This window comes from Geobacillus sp. BK01 (assembly GCF_052220245.1).
Lineage (GTDB): Bacteria > Bacillota > Bacilli > Bacillales > Anoxybacillaceae > Geobacillus.
In genome coordinates, this window is record NZ_JBQPTH010000004.1 from 217,866 (window position 1) to 235,400 (window position 17,535).

At 57.6% G+C, this 17,535-nt stretch carries 14 protein-coding genes and 1 other annotated feature (1 of these 15 cut by a window edge); all 14 genes read left to right on the forward strand.

Going from position 1 to position 17,535, the window contains the following annotated elements:
• Positions 1 to 42 (forward strand) — a binding site (T-box leader); it begins 180 nt to the left of the window's first position.
• Positions 43 to 88: 46 nt separating this feature from the next.
• The 14 genes from ileS (at position 89) to ACTVDO_RS07010 (ending at position 17,406) form a co-directional block, all read left to right on the forward strand.
• Positions 89 to 2,863, forward strand: coding sequence for an isoleucine--tRNA ligase (gene ileS / locus ACTVDO_RS06945; RefSeq protein WP_020959264.1), 2,775 nt, complete (start codon positions 89 to 91; stop codon positions 2,861 to 2,863).
• Between the two features lie 79 nt (positions 2,864 to 2,942).
• On the forward strand, positions 2,943 to 3,437 hold the full coding sequence (gene lspA, locus ACTVDO_RS06950; RefSeq protein ID WP_442901249.1) for a signal peptidase II: 495 nt from the start codon (positions 2,943 to 2,945) through the stop codon (positions 3,435 to 3,437).
• A complete protein-coding gene (locus ACTVDO_RS06955; protein WP_442901250.1) occupies positions 3,438 to 4,352 on the forward strand; it encodes an RluA family pseudouridine synthase in 915 nt (304 codons plus the stop codon). It abuts the gene before it with no gap.
• Between the two features lie 260 nt (positions 4,353 to 4,612).
• A complete protein-coding gene (gene pyrR / locus ACTVDO_RS06960) occupies positions 4,613 to 5,152 on the forward strand; it encodes a bifunctional pyr operon transcriptional regulator/uracil phosphoribosyltransferase PyrR (protein WP_442901251.1) in 540 nt (179 codons plus the stop codon).
• Positions 5,153 to 5,309: 157 nt separating this feature from the next.
• Positions 5,310 to 6,611: a solute carrier family 23 protein gene (locus tag ACTVDO_RS06965; protein ID WP_442901252.1), complete on the forward strand. Its 1,302-nt coding sequence runs from the start codon at positions 5,310 to 5,312 to the stop codon at positions 6,609 to 6,611.
• Between the two features lie 167 nt (positions 6,612 to 6,778).
• Complete coding sequence (locus ACTVDO_RS06970; RefSeq protein WP_442901253.1) at positions 6,779 to 7,705, forward strand: aspartate carbamoyltransferase catalytic subunit; 927 nt, start codon at positions 6,779 to 6,781, stop codon at positions 7,703 to 7,705.
• On the forward strand, positions 7,668 to 8,951 hold the full coding sequence (locus ACTVDO_RS06975) for a dihydroorotase (protein WP_442901254.1): 1,284 nt from the start codon (positions 7,668 to 7,670) through the stop codon (positions 8,949 to 8,951). The genes ACTVDO_RS06970 and ACTVDO_RS06975 overlap by 38 nt, the downstream gene beginning before the upstream one ends.
• A 1-nt stretch (position 8,952) precedes the next feature.
• Positions 8,953 to 10,047 carry a carbamoyl phosphate synthase small subunit gene (locus tag ACTVDO_RS06980; protein WP_442901255.1) on the forward strand — a complete coding sequence of 365 codons (1,095 nt, stop codon included), beginning with the start codon at positions 8,953 to 8,955 and terminating at the stop codon, positions 10,045 to 10,047.
• Positions 10,040 to 13,237 (forward strand): carbamoyl-phosphate synthase large subunit, encoded by a 3,198-nt coding sequence (carB, locus tag ACTVDO_RS06985; RefSeq protein ID WP_442901256.1) that lies wholly within the window; start codon positions 10,040 to 10,042, stop codon positions 13,235 to 13,237. The genes ACTVDO_RS06980 and carB overlap by 8 nt, the downstream gene beginning before the upstream one ends.
• On the forward strand, positions 13,234 to 14,007 hold the full coding sequence (locus ACTVDO_RS06990; protein WP_442901257.1) for a dihydroorotate dehydrogenase electron transfer subunit: 774 nt from the start codon (positions 13,234 to 13,236) through the stop codon (positions 14,005 to 14,007). Before carB ends, ACTVDO_RS06990 begins: the two co-directional genes overlap by 4 nt.
• Positions 14,004 to 14,945 (forward strand): dihydroorotate dehydrogenase, encoded by a 942-nt coding sequence (locus ACTVDO_RS06995; RefSeq protein ID WP_020959274.1) that lies wholly within the window; start codon positions 14,004 to 14,006, stop codon positions 14,943 to 14,945. The genes ACTVDO_RS06990 and ACTVDO_RS06995 overlap by 4 nt, the downstream gene beginning before the upstream one ends.
• Entirely contained in the window at positions 14,917 to 15,636 is a 720-nt protein-coding gene (pyrF, locus tag ACTVDO_RS07000; RefSeq protein WP_442901258.1) for an orotidine-5'-phosphate decarboxylase, read from the forward strand. The genes ACTVDO_RS06995 and pyrF overlap by 29 nt, the downstream gene beginning before the upstream one ends.
• On the forward strand, positions 15,633 to 16,256 hold the full coding sequence (gene pyrE / locus ACTVDO_RS07005) for an orotate phosphoribosyltransferase (RefSeq protein ID WP_442901259.1): 624 nt from the start codon (positions 15,633 to 15,635) through the stop codon (positions 16,254 to 16,256). The genes pyrF and pyrE overlap by 4 nt, the downstream gene beginning before the upstream one ends.
• Positions 16,257 to 16,539: 283 nt before the next feature.
• Positions 16,540 to 17,406 (forward strand): LysR family transcriptional regulator, encoded by an 867-nt coding sequence (locus ACTVDO_RS07010; RefSeq protein WP_020959278.1) that lies wholly within the window; start codon positions 16,540 to 16,542, stop codon positions 17,404 to 17,406.
• The last annotated feature ends 129 nt before the right edge of the window (positions 17,407 to 17,535 follow it).

Consider the following 17,535-nt stretch of genomic DNA (forward strand, 5'->3'; position numbering starts at 1 on the left):
GGCCAAAAAGGGTGGTACCGCGAGACCGTTCTCGTCCCTTGCCGGGAGAGAACGGTTTTTTATTTGAGATGATCGAGGAGGAGCGAAGATGGACTACAAAGAGACACTGCTCATGCCGCAAACCGATTTCCCGATGCGCGGCAACTTGCCGAAGCGGGAACCGGAGATGCAAAAAAAATGGGAAGAGATGGACATTTACCGGAAAGTGCAGGAGCGGACGAAAGGGCGTCCGTTGTTTGTCCTGCATGACGGCCCGCCGTACGCCAACGGGGATATTCATATGGGGCATGCGTTAAACAAAATTTTAAAAGATATCATCGTCCGCTATAGATCGATGAGCGGCTATTGCGCCCCGTACGTGCCGGGCTGGGACACGCACGGCTTGCCGATCGAAACGGCGCTCACGAAACAAGGCGTCGATCGCAAATCGATGAGCGTCGCCGAGTTCCGCAAGTTGTGCGAGCAATACGCGTACGAGCAAATTGACAACCAACGCCGGCAGTTCAAGCGGCTCGGCGTGCGCGGCGACTGGGACAACCCGTATATCACCCTCAAACCGGAGTATGAAGCCCAGCAAATTAAAGTGTTTGGCGAAATGGCGAAAAAAGGGCTCATCTATAAAGGGATGAAGCCGGTCTATTGGTCGCCGTCGAGCGAATCGGCGCTTGCTGAAGCGGAAATCGAATACAAAGACAAGCGTTCGCCGTCCATTTATGTCGCCTTTCCGGTGAAAGACGGCAAAGGCGTGCTTGAAGGCGACGTGCGGATTGTCATTTGGACGACGACGCCATGGACGATTCCGGCCAACTTGGCGATCGCCGTTCATCCGGATTTGGATTACCACGTTGTCGAGGCCGGCGGAAAACGGTATGTCGTCGCTGCCGCCTTGGCGGAATCGGTGGCGAAGGAAGTCGGCTGGGACGCATGGTCGGCCGTCAAAACGATCAAAGGAAACGAGCTTGAATACGTCGTGGCGAGACATCCGTTTTATGAGCGCGACTCGCTTGTTGTGTGCGGCGAGCACGTCACGACCGACGCCGGTACGGGCTGCGTCCATACGGCGCCGGGCCATGGGGAAGACGACTTCCTTGTCGGGCAAAAATATGGGCTTCCGGTTCTTTGCCCGGTCGACGAGCGCGGCTATATGACCGAAGAAGCGCCGGGATTTGCCGGGATGTTTTACGAAGACGCCAACAAGGCGATTACACAAAAGCTTGAAGAAGCTGGCGCCTTGCTGAAGCTCGGGTTTATCACCCACTCGTATCCGCACGATTGGCGGACGAAGCAGCCGACGATTTTCCGGGCGACGACGCAATGGTTTGCGTCGATCGATAAAATCCGCAACGAGCTGCTTCAAGCGATCAAAGAAACGACATGGATTCCGGAGTGGGGGGAAATCCGCATCCACAACATGGTGCGCGACCGCGGCGACTGGTGCATTTCCCGCCAGCGCGCCTGGGGCGTGCCGATTCCGGTCTTTTACGGCGAAAACGGAGAGCCGATCATCACCGATGAGACGATCGAGCATGTGTCGAACTTGTTCCGCCAATACGGGTCGAACGTCTGGTTTGAGCGCGAGGCGAAAGACTTGCTTCCGGAAGGGTTCACCCACCCGTCAAGCCCGAACGGCCTCTTTACGAAAGAGACAGACATCATGGACGTTTGGTTTGACTCCGGTTCGTCGCACCAAGCTGTGTTGGTTGAGCGTGACGACCTTGTGCGCCCGGCTGATTTGTACTTGGAAGGCTCTGACCAATACCGGGGCTGGTTCAACTCATCGCTTTCCACGGCGGTCGCCGTCACCGGCAAGGCGCCGTACAAAGGCGTGTTGAGCCACGGCTTTGTCTTGGACGGCGAAGGGCGGAAAATGAGCAAGTCGCTCGGCAACGTTGTCGTGCCGGCGAAAGTGATGGAGCAGCTTGGCGCCGACATTTTGCGGCTTTGGGTCGCTTCGGTTGACTACCAAGCTGACGTGCGCATTTCCGATCAAATTTTGAAACAAGTATCGGAAGTGTACCGGAAAATCCGCAACACGTTCCGGTTCATGCTCGGCAATTTGTTTGATTTCGACCCAAACCAAAACGCCGTGCCGGTTGGGGAACTTGGCGAAGTCGACCGCTACATGTTGGCGAAATTGAATAAGCTGATCGCCAAAGTGAAAAAGGCCTATGACAGCTACGATTTCGCCGCCGTTTACCATGAGGTGAACCATTTCTGCACCGTCGAGCTGAGCGCGTTTTACTTAGATATGGCGAAAGACATTTTGTACATCGAAGCGGCTGACTCCCGCACCCGCCGCGCCGTGCAGACGGTGCTGTATGAGACGGTTGTCGCGCTGGCGAAGCTGATCGCGCCGATTTTGCCGCATACCGCCGATGAAGTATGGGAGCACATTCCGAATCGCAGAGAAAACGTCGAGAGCGTCCAGCTCACCGATATGCCGGAGCCGGTCGCGATCGACGGCGAAGAAGCGCTTGTGGCGAAATGGGATGCGTTTATGGACGTGCGCGATGACATGTTAAAAGCGCTCGAGAACGCGCGCAACGAAAAAGTGATCGGCAAATCGCTGACCGCGAGCATTATCGTCTACCCGAAAGACGAGGCGCGCAAGCTTTTGGCGTCAATCGGTGAAGATTTGCGCCAACTCCTTATCGTTTCCGCGTTTTCGATCGCCGATGAGCCGTATGACGCCGCACCGGCCGAAGCCGAGCGGCTCAGCCATGTGGCCGTCATCGTACGCCCGGCGGAAGGCGAGACGTGCGAACGGTGCTGGACGGTGACCCCGGACGTCGGACAAGATCCGTCCCACCCGACGCTCTGCCCGCGCTGCGCACATATCGTGCATGAACATTATTCAGCGTAACGAAAAGCGGCAGGCTGCCTTAGGGCGGCCTTGCCGCTCATTTGTTTGCCATGGCGAAGTATGGTACAATGCTGAAAGAATGACTTCGAAACGTGGGGGGACCGGCACGGTGATGTACTATTTGTTGGCGGCGGCGGTCATCATCCTCGATCAATGGACGAAATGGCTTGTCGTCCGCTATATGCGGCTTGGGGAAAGCATCCCGATCATTGACAATGTGCTCTACATTACGTCGCACCGCAACCGCGGCGCGGCCTGGGGCATGCTAGAAGGGCAGTTTTGGCTCTTTTATTTGGTTACAGTCATCGTCGTGGCGGCGATCGTAATTTACATCCGCCGCTTGAACCCTTCTGAGCGCTTGGCGGGCGTGGGGCTTGGGCTGATGCTCGGCGGGGCGGTCGGCAACTTCATTGACCGTGTGTTCCGGAAAGAAGTGGTTGACTTTATCCATACGTATATCGGCACGTACAGCTTTCCGGTGTTCAATGTCGCCGATTCGGCGCTGACGGTCGGCGTCATCTTGCTGTTTGTTCATATGTTTTTTTTCGCGACACCAGAGAAAGGGAATGAGTAGATGGACACGATCACGTTTCACATTGAAGACGAATATGACGGCGAACGGATCGATAAAGTGATCGCGGCGCTTAATGAGGGATGGTCGCGTTCGCAAGTGCAGCAATGGATCAAAAGCGGGCTTGTGACCGTCAATGGCGAGACGGTCAAGGCGAACTACAAATGCGAGGCGGGCGACGCCGTCGCCGTTTCACCGCCGGAGCCGGAGCCGCTCGAGGTCGAGCCGGAGCCGATTCCGCTTGACATTTATTACGAAGACGAAGACGTCCTTGTCGTCAACAAACCGCGCGGCATGGTCGTCCATCCGGCGCCCGGGCATATGCGCGGCACCCTTGTGAACGCGCTTCTCGCCCATTGCCGCGACTTGTCCGGGATCAACGGCGTGCTTCGCCCGGGCATCGTCCATCGGATTGACAAAGATACATCAGGGCTGTTGATGGTGGCGAAAAACGACGCCGCCCACCGCTCGCTCGTCGAGCAGCTGGTGAACAAAACGGTGACGCGCCGCTACAAGGCGATCGTCCACGGCGTCATTCCCCACGATTACGGGACGATCGACGCGCCGATCGGCCGCGACAAACGCGACCGAAAAAAAATGGCCGTCACCGAAGAAAACGGGAAGGAAGCGGTCACCCATTTCCGCGTGCTCGAGCGGTTTCGCCACTATACATATGTGGAGTGTCAACTTGAAACCGGACGGACGCACCAAATTCGCGTCCATATGAAATATATCGGCTACCCGCTTGCCGGCGACCCGCAATACGGGCCGAAAAAAACGCTCGCGATCGACGGTCAGGCGCTTCACGCCGGGGTGCTTGGCTTCCGTCATCCAAGAAGCGGCGAGTATTTGGAATTTGACGCGCCGCTGCCGCCGGAGTTTGCCGAACTGCTTGACTGGCTGCGAAAAAACGATTGACAAACGAACACGCCCCCTTTACAATGAAAACAGGTGAACAGGAACCTTTAAGTTCAGTCCTGTGAGGCTGAAAAGGGGTCGGAATGACAAAGAAGGTCGGCGTATGCCCATCTTGTTTGGCTGCAGCAAGCCATCCCCCGCTTCACAGGCGGAGGATTTTTTTATGAAAACAGGCGGGAACGGCCTCTGGCCTCTGTTGGCGGTCCGCCTGCGGAAACGCGCTGGCCGCGGTGCGCATGCGCTGTTGGGAGGTGGATGGAATGCAAAAGGCGGTTGTGATGGATGAACAGGCGATTCGCCGCGCCTTGACGCGCATCGCCCACGAAATCATCGAACGGAACAAAGGCATTGAGAATTGCGTATTGGTCGGCATCAAAACGCGCGGCATTTACTTGGCGCGCCGATTGGCGGAGCGGATCGAACAAATTGAAGGAGCGGCTGTTCCGGTCGGCGAGCTCGATATTACGCTTTATCGCGATGATCTGACGGTGAAAACGGATGATCATGAGCCGCTCGTCAAAGGAACGAACGTGCCGTTTCCGGTGAGCGAGCGGAAAGTGATTTTAGTCGACGATGTGCTCTTTACCGGCCGGACGGTGCGGGCGGCGATGGATGCGGTCATGGATTTGGGCCGCCCGGCGCGCATCCAGCTCGCCGTGCTCGTTGACCGCGGGCATCGGGAGCTTCCGATCCGCGCCGATTTCGTCGGCAAAAACGTGCCGACATCAAGCGCGGAGCTGATCGTCGTGGAGCTTTCCGAAGTGGACGGCGTTGACCAAGTGTCGATTCATGAAAAATAAAACAGCTCCCTTTTAAGCGCAGTCCCGTGAGGCTGCAAAAGGGGCGGAATGGTTTCGGCTGTTTCTGCACCCTCTTTGCGCCTTCATGGGCAAAGAGGGTGTTTTTGTGCACACTAAAAAACGAAATTCGCTCATTTGGCGAAAGGAGAGGCGAAAGATGAACAAACCGGTGTTGGATATTCACGAGCGCCCGACGGCCGGGCAATGGGTGACGTTAAGCTTGCAGCATTTGTTCGCCATGTTTGGCGCCACGATTTTAGTGCCGTACTTAGTCGGATTGGATCCATCGATCGCCTTGTTGACAAGCGGACTTGGCACATTGGCGTTTTTGCTGATCACGAAATGGCAAGTGCCGGCGTATCTTGGCTCCTCGTTCGCCTACATCGCCCCGATCATCGCGGCGAAAACGGCCGGCGGCCCGGGGGCGGCGATGATCGGCAGCTTTCTTGCCGGACTGGTGTACGGGATTGTCGCCTTGATCATTAAAAAAGCCGGTTACCGCTGGGTGATGAAGATGCTGCCGCCGGTTGTGGTCGGCCCGGTCATCATCGTCATCGGCCTCGGCCTGGCCGGCACGGCGGTCGGGATGGCGATGAACGGCCCGGACGGCAAATACAGCCTGCTTCATTTCTCGGTGGCGCTCGTGACGCTCGCGGCGACGATCATTTGCTCGGTGCTCGCGCGCGGCATGTTGAGCTTGATTCCGGTGCTTGTCGGCATCATTGTCGGCTACGTCTATGCCCTCGCCGTCGGGCTCGTCGATTTATCAAAAATAGCGGCTGCCAAATGGTTCGAGTGGCCGGATTTCTTGATTCCGTTTGCCGATTATCCGGTGCGCATCACGTGGGAGATCGTCATGCTCATGGTGCCGGTGGCAATCGTCACCTTGTCCGAACATATCGGCCACCAGCTTGTGTTAAGCAAAGTCGTCGGCCGCGACCTCATTCAAAAGCCGGGGCTGCACCGCTCGATTTTAGGGGACGGAACGGCGACGATGATTTCCGCCTTGCTCGGCGGCCCGCCGAAAACGACGTATGGGGAGAACATCGGCGTGCTCGCGATTACGCGCGTTTATAGCGTCTACGTGCTCGCCGGCGCGGCGGTGATCGCCATCGCCTTCGGTTTCGTCGGCAAAATCACCGCACTCATCAGCTCGATTCCGACGCCGGTCATGGGCGGCGTGTCGATCCTGTTGTTTGGCATCATCGCCTCGTCCGGATTGCGGATGTTGGTGGACAGCCGCATCGATTTCGGCGAGACGCGCAACTTGGTCATCGCCTCGGTCATCTTGGTCATCGGCATCGGCGGTGCGGTGCTGAAAATCAGCGACAGCTTCCAAATCACCGGCATGGCGCTCTCGGCCATTGTCGGCGTCCTCCTCAACTTGATTTTACCGGGGCGTCCGCAGGCAGCGGAAAACTTATTTGAAGATGAAAAAAGCAGCGACCATGTGGCCTAAATCAAATAGACAAACACCTTTTAATTAAGTCCCGCGAGGCTTAAAAAGGTGTGAAAACAGGCGCGCTGGGGGCGGAGTCTATCCACCGGGCCTCTCATGCGCCGATCGTCACACCTTGCCTCATCGGCAAGGTGTTTTTTTGTAAAAAAGAAAAGGGAGAGAGACCAATGACCCATCTTTTCACGTTAAGCGAACTGCCGCTTGATGAAATCAACCGTTTGCTCGATGAAGCGGAAGCGTTCCGCAGCGGGCGCATCTGGCGCCCGGCGGCGCCGATGTACGTCGCCAACTTGTTTTTCGAACCGAGCACGCGCACGAAATGCAGCTTCGAGATGGCGGAACGGAAACTTGGGCTTCACGTGATTCCGTTTGATCCGGAACGATCAAGCGTGCAAAAAGGGGAGACGCTGTACGATACGGTCAAGACGCTTGAAGCGATCGGCGTCGATGCCGTTGTCATCCGCCATCACGAAGATGCCTATTTCGAAGCGCTCCGCCATGCGGTCGGCATTCCGGTCATCAACGCCGGCGACGGCTGCGGGCACCATCCGACCCAGTCGCTCTTGGACTTATTGACGATCCGTCAGGAGTTTGGCGCCTTCACTGGCTTGACGGTGGCGATCATCGGCGACATCCGCCATAGCCGCGTCGCCCGCTCCAACGCGGAAGTGTTGACAAGGCTTGGCGCGACCGTCTTGTTCTCCGGTCCGGAAGAGTGGAAAGATGAGGCGAATCCGTATGGGACGTACGTCGGTCTTGACGAGGCCATCGCTCGCGCCGATGTCGTGATGCTACTTCGCATCCAGCACGAGCGGCATGCAGAAACGATGGGCTTGACAAAAGAAGAGTACCATGTGCGGTACGGGTTGACGCTTGAGCGGGCGCGGCGGATGAAACAAGGTGCCATCATCTTGCATCCGGCGCCGGTCAACCGCGGGGTCGAAATCGCAAGCGAACTGGTCGAAGCGAAGTCGTCGCGCATCTTTAAACAAATGGAAAACGGCGTCTACGTACGGATGGCCGTGCTAAAACGGGCAATAGAAGGGAGAATGGAACATGGCCGTATGGTTGAAACATGGCATGTCGTTCAATAACAACGGGGAGTTCGTGCGAACGGAGGTGAAAATCGATAACGGGGTCATTGCGGCTATCGGCCCGGAACTGGCGGTCGACGCAGACGGCCACGTGATCGATGTCGGAGGAAAGTTGATCGCTCCAGGGTTGATCGATTTGCACGTCCATTTGCGCGAGCCGGGCGGCGAGGCGAAAGAAACGATTGAAACGGGCACGCTTGCGGCGGCGAAAGGCGGCTTTACGACGGTTGCCGCCATGCCGAACACGAATCCGGTGCCCGATACGAAAGAGCAAATGGAATGGCTGCAAGCCCGCATCCGCGAAACGGCGCGCGTCAACGTGCTTCCGTACGCAGCGATCACGATTGGACAAAAAGGGGAAGAGCTGACCGATTTTGCGGCGTTGAAGGAAGCTGGAGCGTTCGCGTTCACTGATGACGGCGTCGGCGTGCAGTCGGCCGGGATGATGTTTGAAGCGATGAAACGGGCCGCGGCGCTCGATATGGCGATCGTCGCCCATTGCGAAGATGATACACTGAAAAACGGCGGCGCGGTGCATGACGGCGATTTCGCCCGCCGGCATGGGATCGCCGGCATTCCGTCCGTCTGCGAATCGGTCCATATCGCCCGCGACGTCTTGCTCGCTGAAGCGGCCGGCTGCCATTACCACGTCTGCCACATCAGCACGAAAGAGTCGGTGCGCATCGTCCGCGACGCGAAGCGGGCCGGCATCCGCGTCACCGCCGAAGTGACGCCGCACCATCTGCTCTTGTGCGAGGACGACATCCCGGGGCTGGATGCGAACTACAAAATGAATCCGCCGCTGCGCAGCCGCGCAGACCGCGAGGCGCTCATTGAAGGGCTGCTTGATGGAACGATCGATTTGATCGCCACCGACCATGCGCCGCATATAACGGCGGAAAAAGCGAAAGGCATCGAGGCGGCGCCGTTTGGCATCGTGGGGCTCGAGACGGCGTTTCCGCTCCTATATACGCATTTTGTCAAAACCGGCGTGTTTTCATTAAAGCAGCTTGTCGACTGGCTGACGGTGAAACCGGCGCAATGCTTCGGCCTAAACGCCGGACGGCTTGCCGTCGGGGCGCCGGCGGATCTCACGGTCATTGATTTAGAGGCAGAAGAAACAATTGATCCGGAGACGTTTGCGTCGAAAGGAAAAAATACGCCGTTTGCCGGCTGGAAATGCCAAGGCTGGCCGGTGATGACGTTTGTCAACGGAACACTCGTATGGGAGAAAGGGAGAGAGTAACATGAAACGGCAACTGATCTTGGAAGACGGCTCGTTTTTTGTCGGGGAGGCGTTTGGGAGCATGAAAGAGACGACCGGGGAAGTCGTCTTTAACACTGGCATGACCGGCTACCAAGAAATTTTGACCGACCCGTCGTATTGCGGGCAAATTGTGACGATGACGTATCCGCTAATCGGCAACTACGGCATCAACCGCGACGACTTTGAAGCGATCCGCCCGTACGTGCACGGGTTCATCGTCAAAGAAGCGTGCGTGACACCGTCGAACTGGCGCGGCGAACTGACGCTGGATGAGTATTTAAAAGAAAAGGACATTCCGGGGCTGGCCGGCATCGACACGCGCAAATTGACGCGCCTCATCCGCCAATACGGAACGTTAAAAGGGATGATTTGCGGGCTTGAGGTTGATCCGGCGGAAGCGGCAGCCAAGCTGCGGGCGATGGAGTGGCCGCGCGACCAAGTGCGGCGCGTCTCAACAAAAAGCGCCTACCCAAGCCCGGGGCGCGGCGAGCGCGTCGTCTTGATCGACTTTGGGATGAAACACGGCATTTTGCGCGAGCTGAACAAGCGGAACTGCGATGTCATCGTCTTGCCGTACAACGCGACGGCGGAAGACGTGCTCAGCTGGCATCCGGACGGAGTGATGCTGTCAAACGGACCGGGCGACCCGAAAGACGTGCCGGAAGCGATCGAGATGATCCGTGGCATTCTCGGCAAAGTGCCGCTCTTTGGCATCTGCCTCGGCCATCAGCTGTTCGCCTTGGCGTGCGGCGCGAATACGGAAAAACTGAAATTCGGCCATCGCGGCTCGAACCATCCGGTCAAAGACTTGCGCACCGGCAAAGTGGCCATTACGGCGCAAAACCACGGCTATACGGTCACGCATGAATCGCTTGCCGGCACGCGCCTTGAGGTGACCCATGTCGCCTTGAACGACGGCACGGTCGAAGGGCTCCGCCATCTCGATTTCCCGGCGTTTACGGTGCAATACCACCCGGAAGCCTCGCCGGGTCCGGAAGATGCGAATCCGCTGTTTGACGAGTTTTTGGCGCTCATCCGTGAGTTCAACAAGAAAGGGGAAGTCATCCATGCCTAAACGCCGCGACATCGAAACGATTTTAGTGATCGGCTCGGGGCCGATCGTCATCGGCCAGGCGGCTGAATTCGACTATGCGGGAACGCAAGCGTGCCTCGCGTTGAAAGAAGAAGGATACAAAGTCATTCTGGTGAACTCAAACCCGGCGACGATCATGACCGATACGGAAATCGCCGATAAAGTGTATATGGAGCCGCTGACGCTTGAGTTTGTCGCCCGCATCATCCGCAAAGAGCGGCCGGACGCGATTTTGCCGACGCTTGGCGGCCAAACGGGCCTCAACTTGGCGGTTGAGCTCGCCAAGGCCGGCGTGCTTGAAGAGTGCGGCGTGGAAATTCTCGGCACGAAGCTCGAGGCGATCGAAAAGGCGGAAGACCGCGAACAGTTCCGCGCCCTCATGAACGAGCTTGGCGAGCCGGTGCCGGAAAGCGCGATTATTCACAGCCTGGAAGAGGCGTATGCGTTTGTCGAACAAATCGGCTATCCGGTCATCGTCCGCCCCGCGTTCACGCTCGGCGGCACGGGCGGCGGCATTTGCACGAACGAAGAAGAGCTTGTCGAGATTGTGTCAACTGGCTTGAAGATGAGCCCGGTGCATCAATGCTTGCTCGAGCGGAGCATCGCCGGCTACAAGGAGATTGAATACGAAGTGATGCGCGACGCCAACGACAACGCGATCGTCGTCTGCAACATGGAAAACATCGACCCGGTCGGCATTCATACGGGTGATTCGATCGTCGTCGCCCCGAGCCAGACGTTAAGCGACCGCGAATATCAGCTTTTGCGGAACGCGTCGTTGAACATCATCCGCGCCCTTGGCATCGAAGGCGGCTGCAACGTCCAGCTGGCGCTCGACCCGGACAGCTTCCGCTATTACGTCATTGAAGTGAACCCGCGCGTCAGCCGCTCGTCGGCGCTGGCGTCAAAAGCGACGGGGTATCCGATCGCGAAACTGGCGGCGAAAATCGCCGTCGGGCTGACGCTTGACGAAATGATCAACCCGGTCACCGGGAAAACGTACGCCTGCTTCGAGCCGGCACTCGATTACGTCGTGACGAAAATTCCGCGCTTTCCGTTTGACAAATTTGAATCGGCGAACCGCCGCCTTGGCACGCAAATGAAAGCGACCGGCGAAGTGATGGCGATCGGCCGGACGTTCGAAGAATCACTGTTAAAAGCCGTTCGTTCGCTCGAGATCGGGGTGCATCATCTGGAATTGAACGAGGCGAAAACGGCCGCCGACGACGTGATGGAAAAACGGATCCGCAAGGCGGGCGACGAGCGGCTCTTTTACATCGCCGAGGCGCTCCGCCGCGGGGTGACGGTGGAGACGCTGCATGAATGGAGCCAAATCGACCGCTTTTTCCTGCATAAGATTCAAAACATTATTGAGATGGAAACGGTCTTGAAAAACCACCCGGGCGACCTTGACGTGTTAAAAAAAGCGAAGGGGCTCGGCTTCTCCGATGCGGCGATAGCGGCGTTATGGAACAAAACGGAGCGCGACATTTACGCGCTGCGCCGCCAACGAGGCATCGTGCCGGTGTACAAAATGGTCGATACGTGCGCGGCCGAGTTCACATCAGAAACGCCGTATTACTACAGCACGTATGAGGAAGAAAACGAGTCGATCGTGACGGAAACACCGAGCGTCATCGTGCTCGGTTCGGGCCCGATCCGCATCGGCCAAGGGATCGAATTTGACTACGCCACCGTCCATTGCGTCTGGGCCATTAAGCAGGCCGGCTATGAGGCGATCATCATCAACAACAACCCGGAAACAGTCTCCACCGACTTCAGCACGTCGGACAAACTGTACTTCGAGCCGCTGACGGCCGAAGATGTGATGCATGTCATCGACCTCGAACAGCCGGTCGGCGTCATCGTCCAGTTCGGCGGGCAAACGGCGATCAACTTGGCGGCGGAACTCGAAGCGCGCGGCGTCCGCCTGCTTGGGACGACGCTTGAAGATTTGGACCGCGCCGAAGACCGCGACAAATTTGAACAGGCGCTCTCAGAGCTTGGCATTCCGAAGCCGGCCGGCAAAACGGCCGTTTCGGTCGAAGAAGCGGTCGCCATCGCGGAGGAGATCGGCTATCCGGTGCTCGTCCGCCCGTCCTACGTGCTCGGCGGCCGGGCGATGGAAATTGTCTATAACCGCGAGGAGCTGCTTCATTACATGGAACACGCCGTGCGCGTCAATCCACAGCACCCAGTGCTTGTCGACCGCTACATCACCGGCAAAGAAGTCGAAGTCGATGCCATTTCCGACGGCGAGACGGTCGTCATCCCGGGGATCATGGAACATATCGAACGGGCCGGCGTCCATTCCGGCGACTCGATCGCCGTCTACCCGCCCCAGACATTAAGCGCGGAAGTGATCGACAAGATCGCGGATTACACGATCCGACTGGCGCGCGGGCTGCATATTGTCGGGCTGTTGAACATTCAGTTTGTCGTCTCGGGAAGCGATGTCTACGTCTTGGAAGTGAACCCGCGCTCAAGCCGCACGGTGCCGTTTTTAAGCAAAATCACCGGCGTGCCGATGGCCAATCTCGCCACGAAAGCCATTTTAGGGACGAAGCTCGCCGAGATGGGCTATGAGACGGGCGTTTGCCCGGTGCGCCCCGGCGTGTACGTGAAAGTGCCGGTGTTCTCGTTTGCCAAACTGCGCAACGTCGACATCTCGCTCGGTCCGGAAATGAAGTCGACCGGCGAAGTGATCGGCAAAGACGTGACGTTCGAAAAAGCGCTCTATAAGGGGCTTGTCGCCTCGGGCATCCATATCCAGCCGCACGGAGCCGTGTTGTTGACGGTGGCCGACAAAGACAAGGAAGAAGCGGTCGAGCTGGCCCGCCGCTTTGCCGATATCGGCTACCAACTCTTGGCGACGAACGGCACGGCGGAAACGTTGAACGCCGCCGGCATTCCGGTGACGGTCGTCAATAAAATCCACTCGGCGTCGCCGAACATTTTGGATGTCATCCGCCAAGGAAAAGCGCAAGTTGTCATCAACACGCTGACGAAAGGAAAGCAGCCGGAAAGCGACGGCTTCCGCATCCGCCGCGAAGCGGTCGAAAACGGCATTCCGTGCTTGACGTCGCTCGATACGGCAAGGGCGATGCTGCAAGTGCTCGAATCGATGACGTTCTCGACAACAGCGATGACGGAAGGGCTGGTGCGGTCATGATCGGCCGCGAACGAATGACGGTCGCAAGCCAGCGGCGGATCGCCGAGCGGACGTATGAATTGACGCTCTCCGGCCGCCTCGTGCAAGAGATGCGCCAACCGGGCCAGTTCGTCCATGTGAAGGCAGCGGCAACGGCCGATCCGCTTTTGCGCCGCCCGCTCAGCCTTTGCCGCATCGACCGCAAGCAGGGCCAATGCACGATCATTTACCGCCAGGAAGGGAAAGGCACCGCGCTCCTTGCGCAAAAACAGCCGGGCGATGTGGTCGATGTGCTCGGCCCGCTCGGCAACGGCTTTCCGCTCGATGCCGCGCCGGCGGGCGGCCGGGCGCTGCTGGTCGGCGGCGGCATCGGCGTCCCGCCGCTCTATGAACTGGCGAAACAGCTCACAAAGCGCGGTGTTGGAGTGGTGAGCGTGCTCGGGTTTCAAACGAAAGCGGCAGTCTTTTATGAAGAAGAATTCGCCGCGTTTGGGGAGACGTATGTCGCAACCGATGACGGCTCGCACGGAACGCCGGGGCGCGTCACCGATGTGATCGAAGCGCGCTCGCTCGAGTTTGACGTCTTGTACGCCTGCGGCCCGAAACCGATGCTTCGGGCGCTGGCGGAACGGTTTCCGAACCGGCCGGTGTACGTGTCGCTCGAGGAGCGGATGGGCTGCGGCGTCGGGGCGTGTTTTGCCTGCGTCTGCCATGTGCCGGGGAGCGGGACGGCGTATAAAAAAGTATGCAGCGACGGTCCGGTGTTTCGGGCCGAGGAGGTGGTATTATGAACCGGCTTGCGGTTGAACTGCCAGGTCTTTCCCTCAAAAACCCGATCATGCCGGCGTCCGGCTGTTTCGGATTTGGCCGCGAGTACGCCCGGTTTTACGATTTAAGCGTGTTAGGCGCCATGATGATCAAGGCGACGACAAAAGAGCCGCGCTTTGGCAACCCGACGCCCCGGGTGGCGGAAACGCCGGCTGGGATGTTAAACGCCATCGGCCTGCAAAATCCGGGTCTTGACAAAGTGCTCGCAGAAGAGCTGCCGTGGCTTCAGCAGTTTGACGTGCCGATCATCGCCAACATCGCCGGCTCAACGGCAGAAGAGTACGTTGAGGTGGCCGAAGCGATTTCGAAGGCGCCCAACGTCCATGCACTGGAGCTCAACATTTCCTGCCCGAACGTGAAAAAAGGCGGCATTGCGTTTGGCACCGTGCCAGACGTAGCCGCCGAGCTGACGCGGCTTGTCAAAGAAGTGTCCGCCGTGCCGGTGTACGTGAAGCTGTCGCCGAACGTCACCGACATCGTGGCGATGGCAAAAGCGATTGAACAAGCGGGCGCCGATGGGTTGACGATGATCAATACGCTCGTTGGCATGCGCATTGACGTGAAAACAGGCCGGCCGATTTTGGCGAACGGCACCGGGGGCTTATCCGGCCCGGCGGTGAAACCGATCGCCATTCGCATGATTTATGAAGTGAGCCAGGCGGTGTCGATTCCGATCATCGGCATGGGCGGCATTCAGACGGCGGAAGACGTGCTCGAATTTTTCTACGCCGGCGCGAGCGCGGTTGCCGTCGGAACGGCCAACTTCGTCGACCCGTTCGTCTGCCCGACGATTATCGCCGACCTGCCGGCGTTGCTCGATGAACTCGGGATCGGCCACATTTCCGAATGCATAGGAAGGAGCTGGAAGACCGGTGCACACGCCGTTCATTGTCGCGCTTGATTTTCCGTCAAAGCAAGAAGCCGCCGCCTTTTTGCGCCCATTTGCGGGAACGCCGCTGTTCGTCAAAGTCGGGATGGAGTTGTACTACCAAGAAGGTCCCGCCATCGTCGCGTTCCTGAAAGAACAAGGGCATGCCGTCTTTTTAGACTTAAAACTGCACGACATCCCGAATACGGTGAAACAAGCGATGAAAGGGCTCGCCCACGTCGGCGCCGATCTGGTGAACGTCCACGCCGCCGGCGGCCGGCGCATGATGGAAGCAGCCATGGAAGGGCTTGACGCCGGCACGCCAAGCGGAACCATGCGGCCGCGCTGCATCGCCGTCACCCAGCTGACGAGCACGGACGAGCGGATGCTTCACGAGGAGCTGTGGATTGACCGCCCGCTTGCGGAAACAGTCGCCCATTACGCCGCCTTGGCGAAAGAAAGCGGGCTTGATGGCGTCGTCTGCTCGGCCAAGGAAGCCGCGCTCATGAAAGAACGGTGCGGCGCCTCGTTTCTTGCCGTCACGCCAGGCATCCGCTTTGCCGATGATGAGGTGCACGACCAAGTGCGCGTCGTCACGCCAAGGAAAGCGCGTGAGCTTGGCGCCGACTACATCGTCGTCGGCCGCAGCATCACCCGCGCCGCCGATCCGCTCGGGGCGTATGCCCGCCTGCAACACGAATGGAACGGAGGAGAGAGAGAATGAAACACGACATCGCCGCCAAACTGCTTCAAATCGGGGCCGTCGCCCTGCAGCCGAACGAGCCGTTTACATGGTCTTCAGGCTTGAAATCGCCGATTTATTGCGACAACCGCCTGACGCTCGCTTACCCCGACGTGCGCCGCACGATCGCCGACGGCCTCGCCGAACTCATCCGCACCCAGTTCCCTGAGGCGGATCTCATCGCCGGCACAGCGACCGCCGGCATCCCGCACGCCGCCTGGGTGAGCGAGCGGCTTGAGCTGCCGATGTGCTACGTCCGCAGCCAGGCGAAAGCGCACGGCAAAGGAAAACAAATCGAAGGCAAAGCTGAACCGGGCCAGCGCGTGGTCGTCATTGAAGACTTAATCTCGACGGGCGGCAGCTCGCTTACGGCCGTCCGCGCCTTGAAAGAAGCGGGCTGCGAGGTGCTTGGCATCGCCGCCATTTTCACATACGGGCTTGACAAAGCGAAGCAGGCGTTTGCGGCGGAGAATTTGCCTGCCTACACGCTCACCGACTACGACACCCTCATCGAAACGGCCGTCCGCCTTGGCGCCGTCAGCGAACACAACTTGGCGACATTGCGAAAATGGCGGGAGAATCCGGAGGAGTGGGGGAAATAGAAGAGAGAAGCGCGGACCAAAGGATGGTTCGCGCTTTTGTCATGGGCGAAACGGGGGGAGGACTCACTTGTCATCCGCTTCATCCCGAGGATTAAAAACAGGAGCGCGACAATGTTCAACTGTTTTTTGCAAGCCAAAAATGCAGAGAAGGGCAAAAAAACATAGACGACGCCTCTCTGTCCACTGTCATTTTATTGCTTTTTTTGTGCAAGTTCTAAATAAAATAATGGTATGATTGACGGAGACGGATAGAAACAACAATCTGTTCTTGGAGAGTGGTACTATGGAAGAACGGGATTGGGAACTTTTGCAAACCTTATTTAAATATAAAAATATCACGAAAGCCGCCCAAGAGCTGTTTATTTCCCAGCCAACGATTTCGAAGCGGCTTCGCGAGATTGAGCAGCATTTTGGCGTGACCATCGTGCAAAGGGGGAGAAGAGGAGTGCAATTTACCCCTGAAGGAGAGTATTTGGCGAAGAGCGCAGAACAAATGTTGCGTCATTTGCGCAAGATTAGAGAACATGTCAAGGATATGAATACAGCTGTCGTAGAGGGAACGCTGCGGCTAGGCGTTTCGAATTACTTTGCCAAGTATCAGCTTCCGCGAGTATTAAAACGTTTTAAAGATGAACATCCGCATGTTGAATTCCAAGTGCAAACAGGTTGGAGCCGGGAAGTGTTTCAATGGGTGTACAATCAGGATGTACATATTGGATTTGTTCGGGGAGACTATCAATGGGCGGGCAAAAAGCATCTCTTATTTGAAGAAACGCTTTGCGTTGCTTATAGGGAAGAATTCGACCTTGGCGATCTTCCTCGCTTGCCAAGAATTGACTATCGCACGGAGTCTTTATTTAAAGGCATCATTGATAACTGGTGGGCTGAACATTTCGAACAGCCCCCGTACGTTGGGATGACGGTCGACCGAGTGGATACTTGCAAGGAAATGGTGATTCATGGTCTTGGATATGCGATCGTCCCCCGCCGGATCCTTCATGATGCGCCGCACTTGTACAAGCTCGATCTCACAGGTCGGGAAGGAACGCCGATCCTCCGGAAAACGTGGATGATTTATCATGAAGAAGTGTTGGCACTCAAAATCGCTAAGCTGTTTGTGGATTTAGTGGAACATTTGGACGACTGGTGAAACACGTTCACCTTTGCGCAGTGCAGCCCTTTTGAATATGGGAAAGTGGGAAGGCCCTTGCTAGGGCGTTTTTTCTTAACTTCATCGTCTCCCCGTCATCATTGCTCCTTTACGGCCGCACTATGGGAA

Excerpts from the sequence above, each read along its gene's own strand:
- ileS (WP_020959264.1), top strand. The coding sequence starts at position 89 with ATGGACTACAAAGAGACACTGCTCATGCCGCAAACCGATTTCCCGATG.
- lspA (WP_442901249.1), top strand. The coding sequence starts at position 2,943 with ATGACTTCGAAACGTGGGGGGACCGGCACGGTGATGTACTATTTGTTG.
- ACTVDO_RS06955 (WP_442901250.1), top strand. The coding sequence starts at position 3,438 with ATGGACACGATCACGTTTCACATTGAAGACGAATATGACGGCGAACGG.
- pyrR (WP_442901251.1), top strand. The coding sequence starts at position 4,613 with ATGCAAAAGGCGGTTGTGATGGATGAACAGGCGATTCGCCGCGCCTTG.
- ACTVDO_RS06965 (WP_442901252.1), top strand. The coding sequence starts at position 5,310 with ATGAACAAACCGGTGTTGGATATTCACGAGCGCCCGACGGCCGGGCAA.
- ACTVDO_RS06970 (WP_442901253.1), top strand. The coding sequence starts at position 6,779 with ATGACCCATCTTTTCACGTTAAGCGAACTGCCGCTTGATGAAATCAAC.
- ACTVDO_RS06975 (WP_442901254.1), top strand. The coding sequence starts at position 7,668 with ATGGCCGTATGGTTGAAACATGGCATGTCGTTCAATAACAACGGGGAG.
- ACTVDO_RS06980 (WP_442901255.1), top strand. The coding sequence starts at position 8,953 with ATGAAACGGCAACTGATCTTGGAAGACGGCTCGTTTTTTGTCGGGGAG.
- carB (WP_442901256.1), top strand. The coding sequence starts at position 10,040 with ATGCCTAAACGCCGCGACATCGAAACGATTTTAGTGATCGGCTCGGGG.
- ACTVDO_RS06990 (WP_442901257.1), top strand. The coding sequence starts at position 13,234 with ATGATCGGCCGCGAACGAATGACGGTCGCAAGCCAGCGGCGGATCGCC.
- ACTVDO_RS06995 (WP_020959274.1), top strand. The coding sequence starts at position 14,004 with ATGAACCGGCTTGCGGTTGAACTGCCAGGTCTTTCCCTCAAAAACCCG.
- pyrE (WP_442901259.1), top strand. The coding sequence starts at position 15,633 with ATGAAACACGACATCGCCGCCAAACTGCTTCAAATCGGGGCCGTCGCC.
- ACTVDO_RS07010 (WP_020959278.1), top strand. The coding sequence starts at position 16,540 with ATGGAAGAACGGGATTGGGAACTTTTGCAAACCTTATTTAAATATAAA.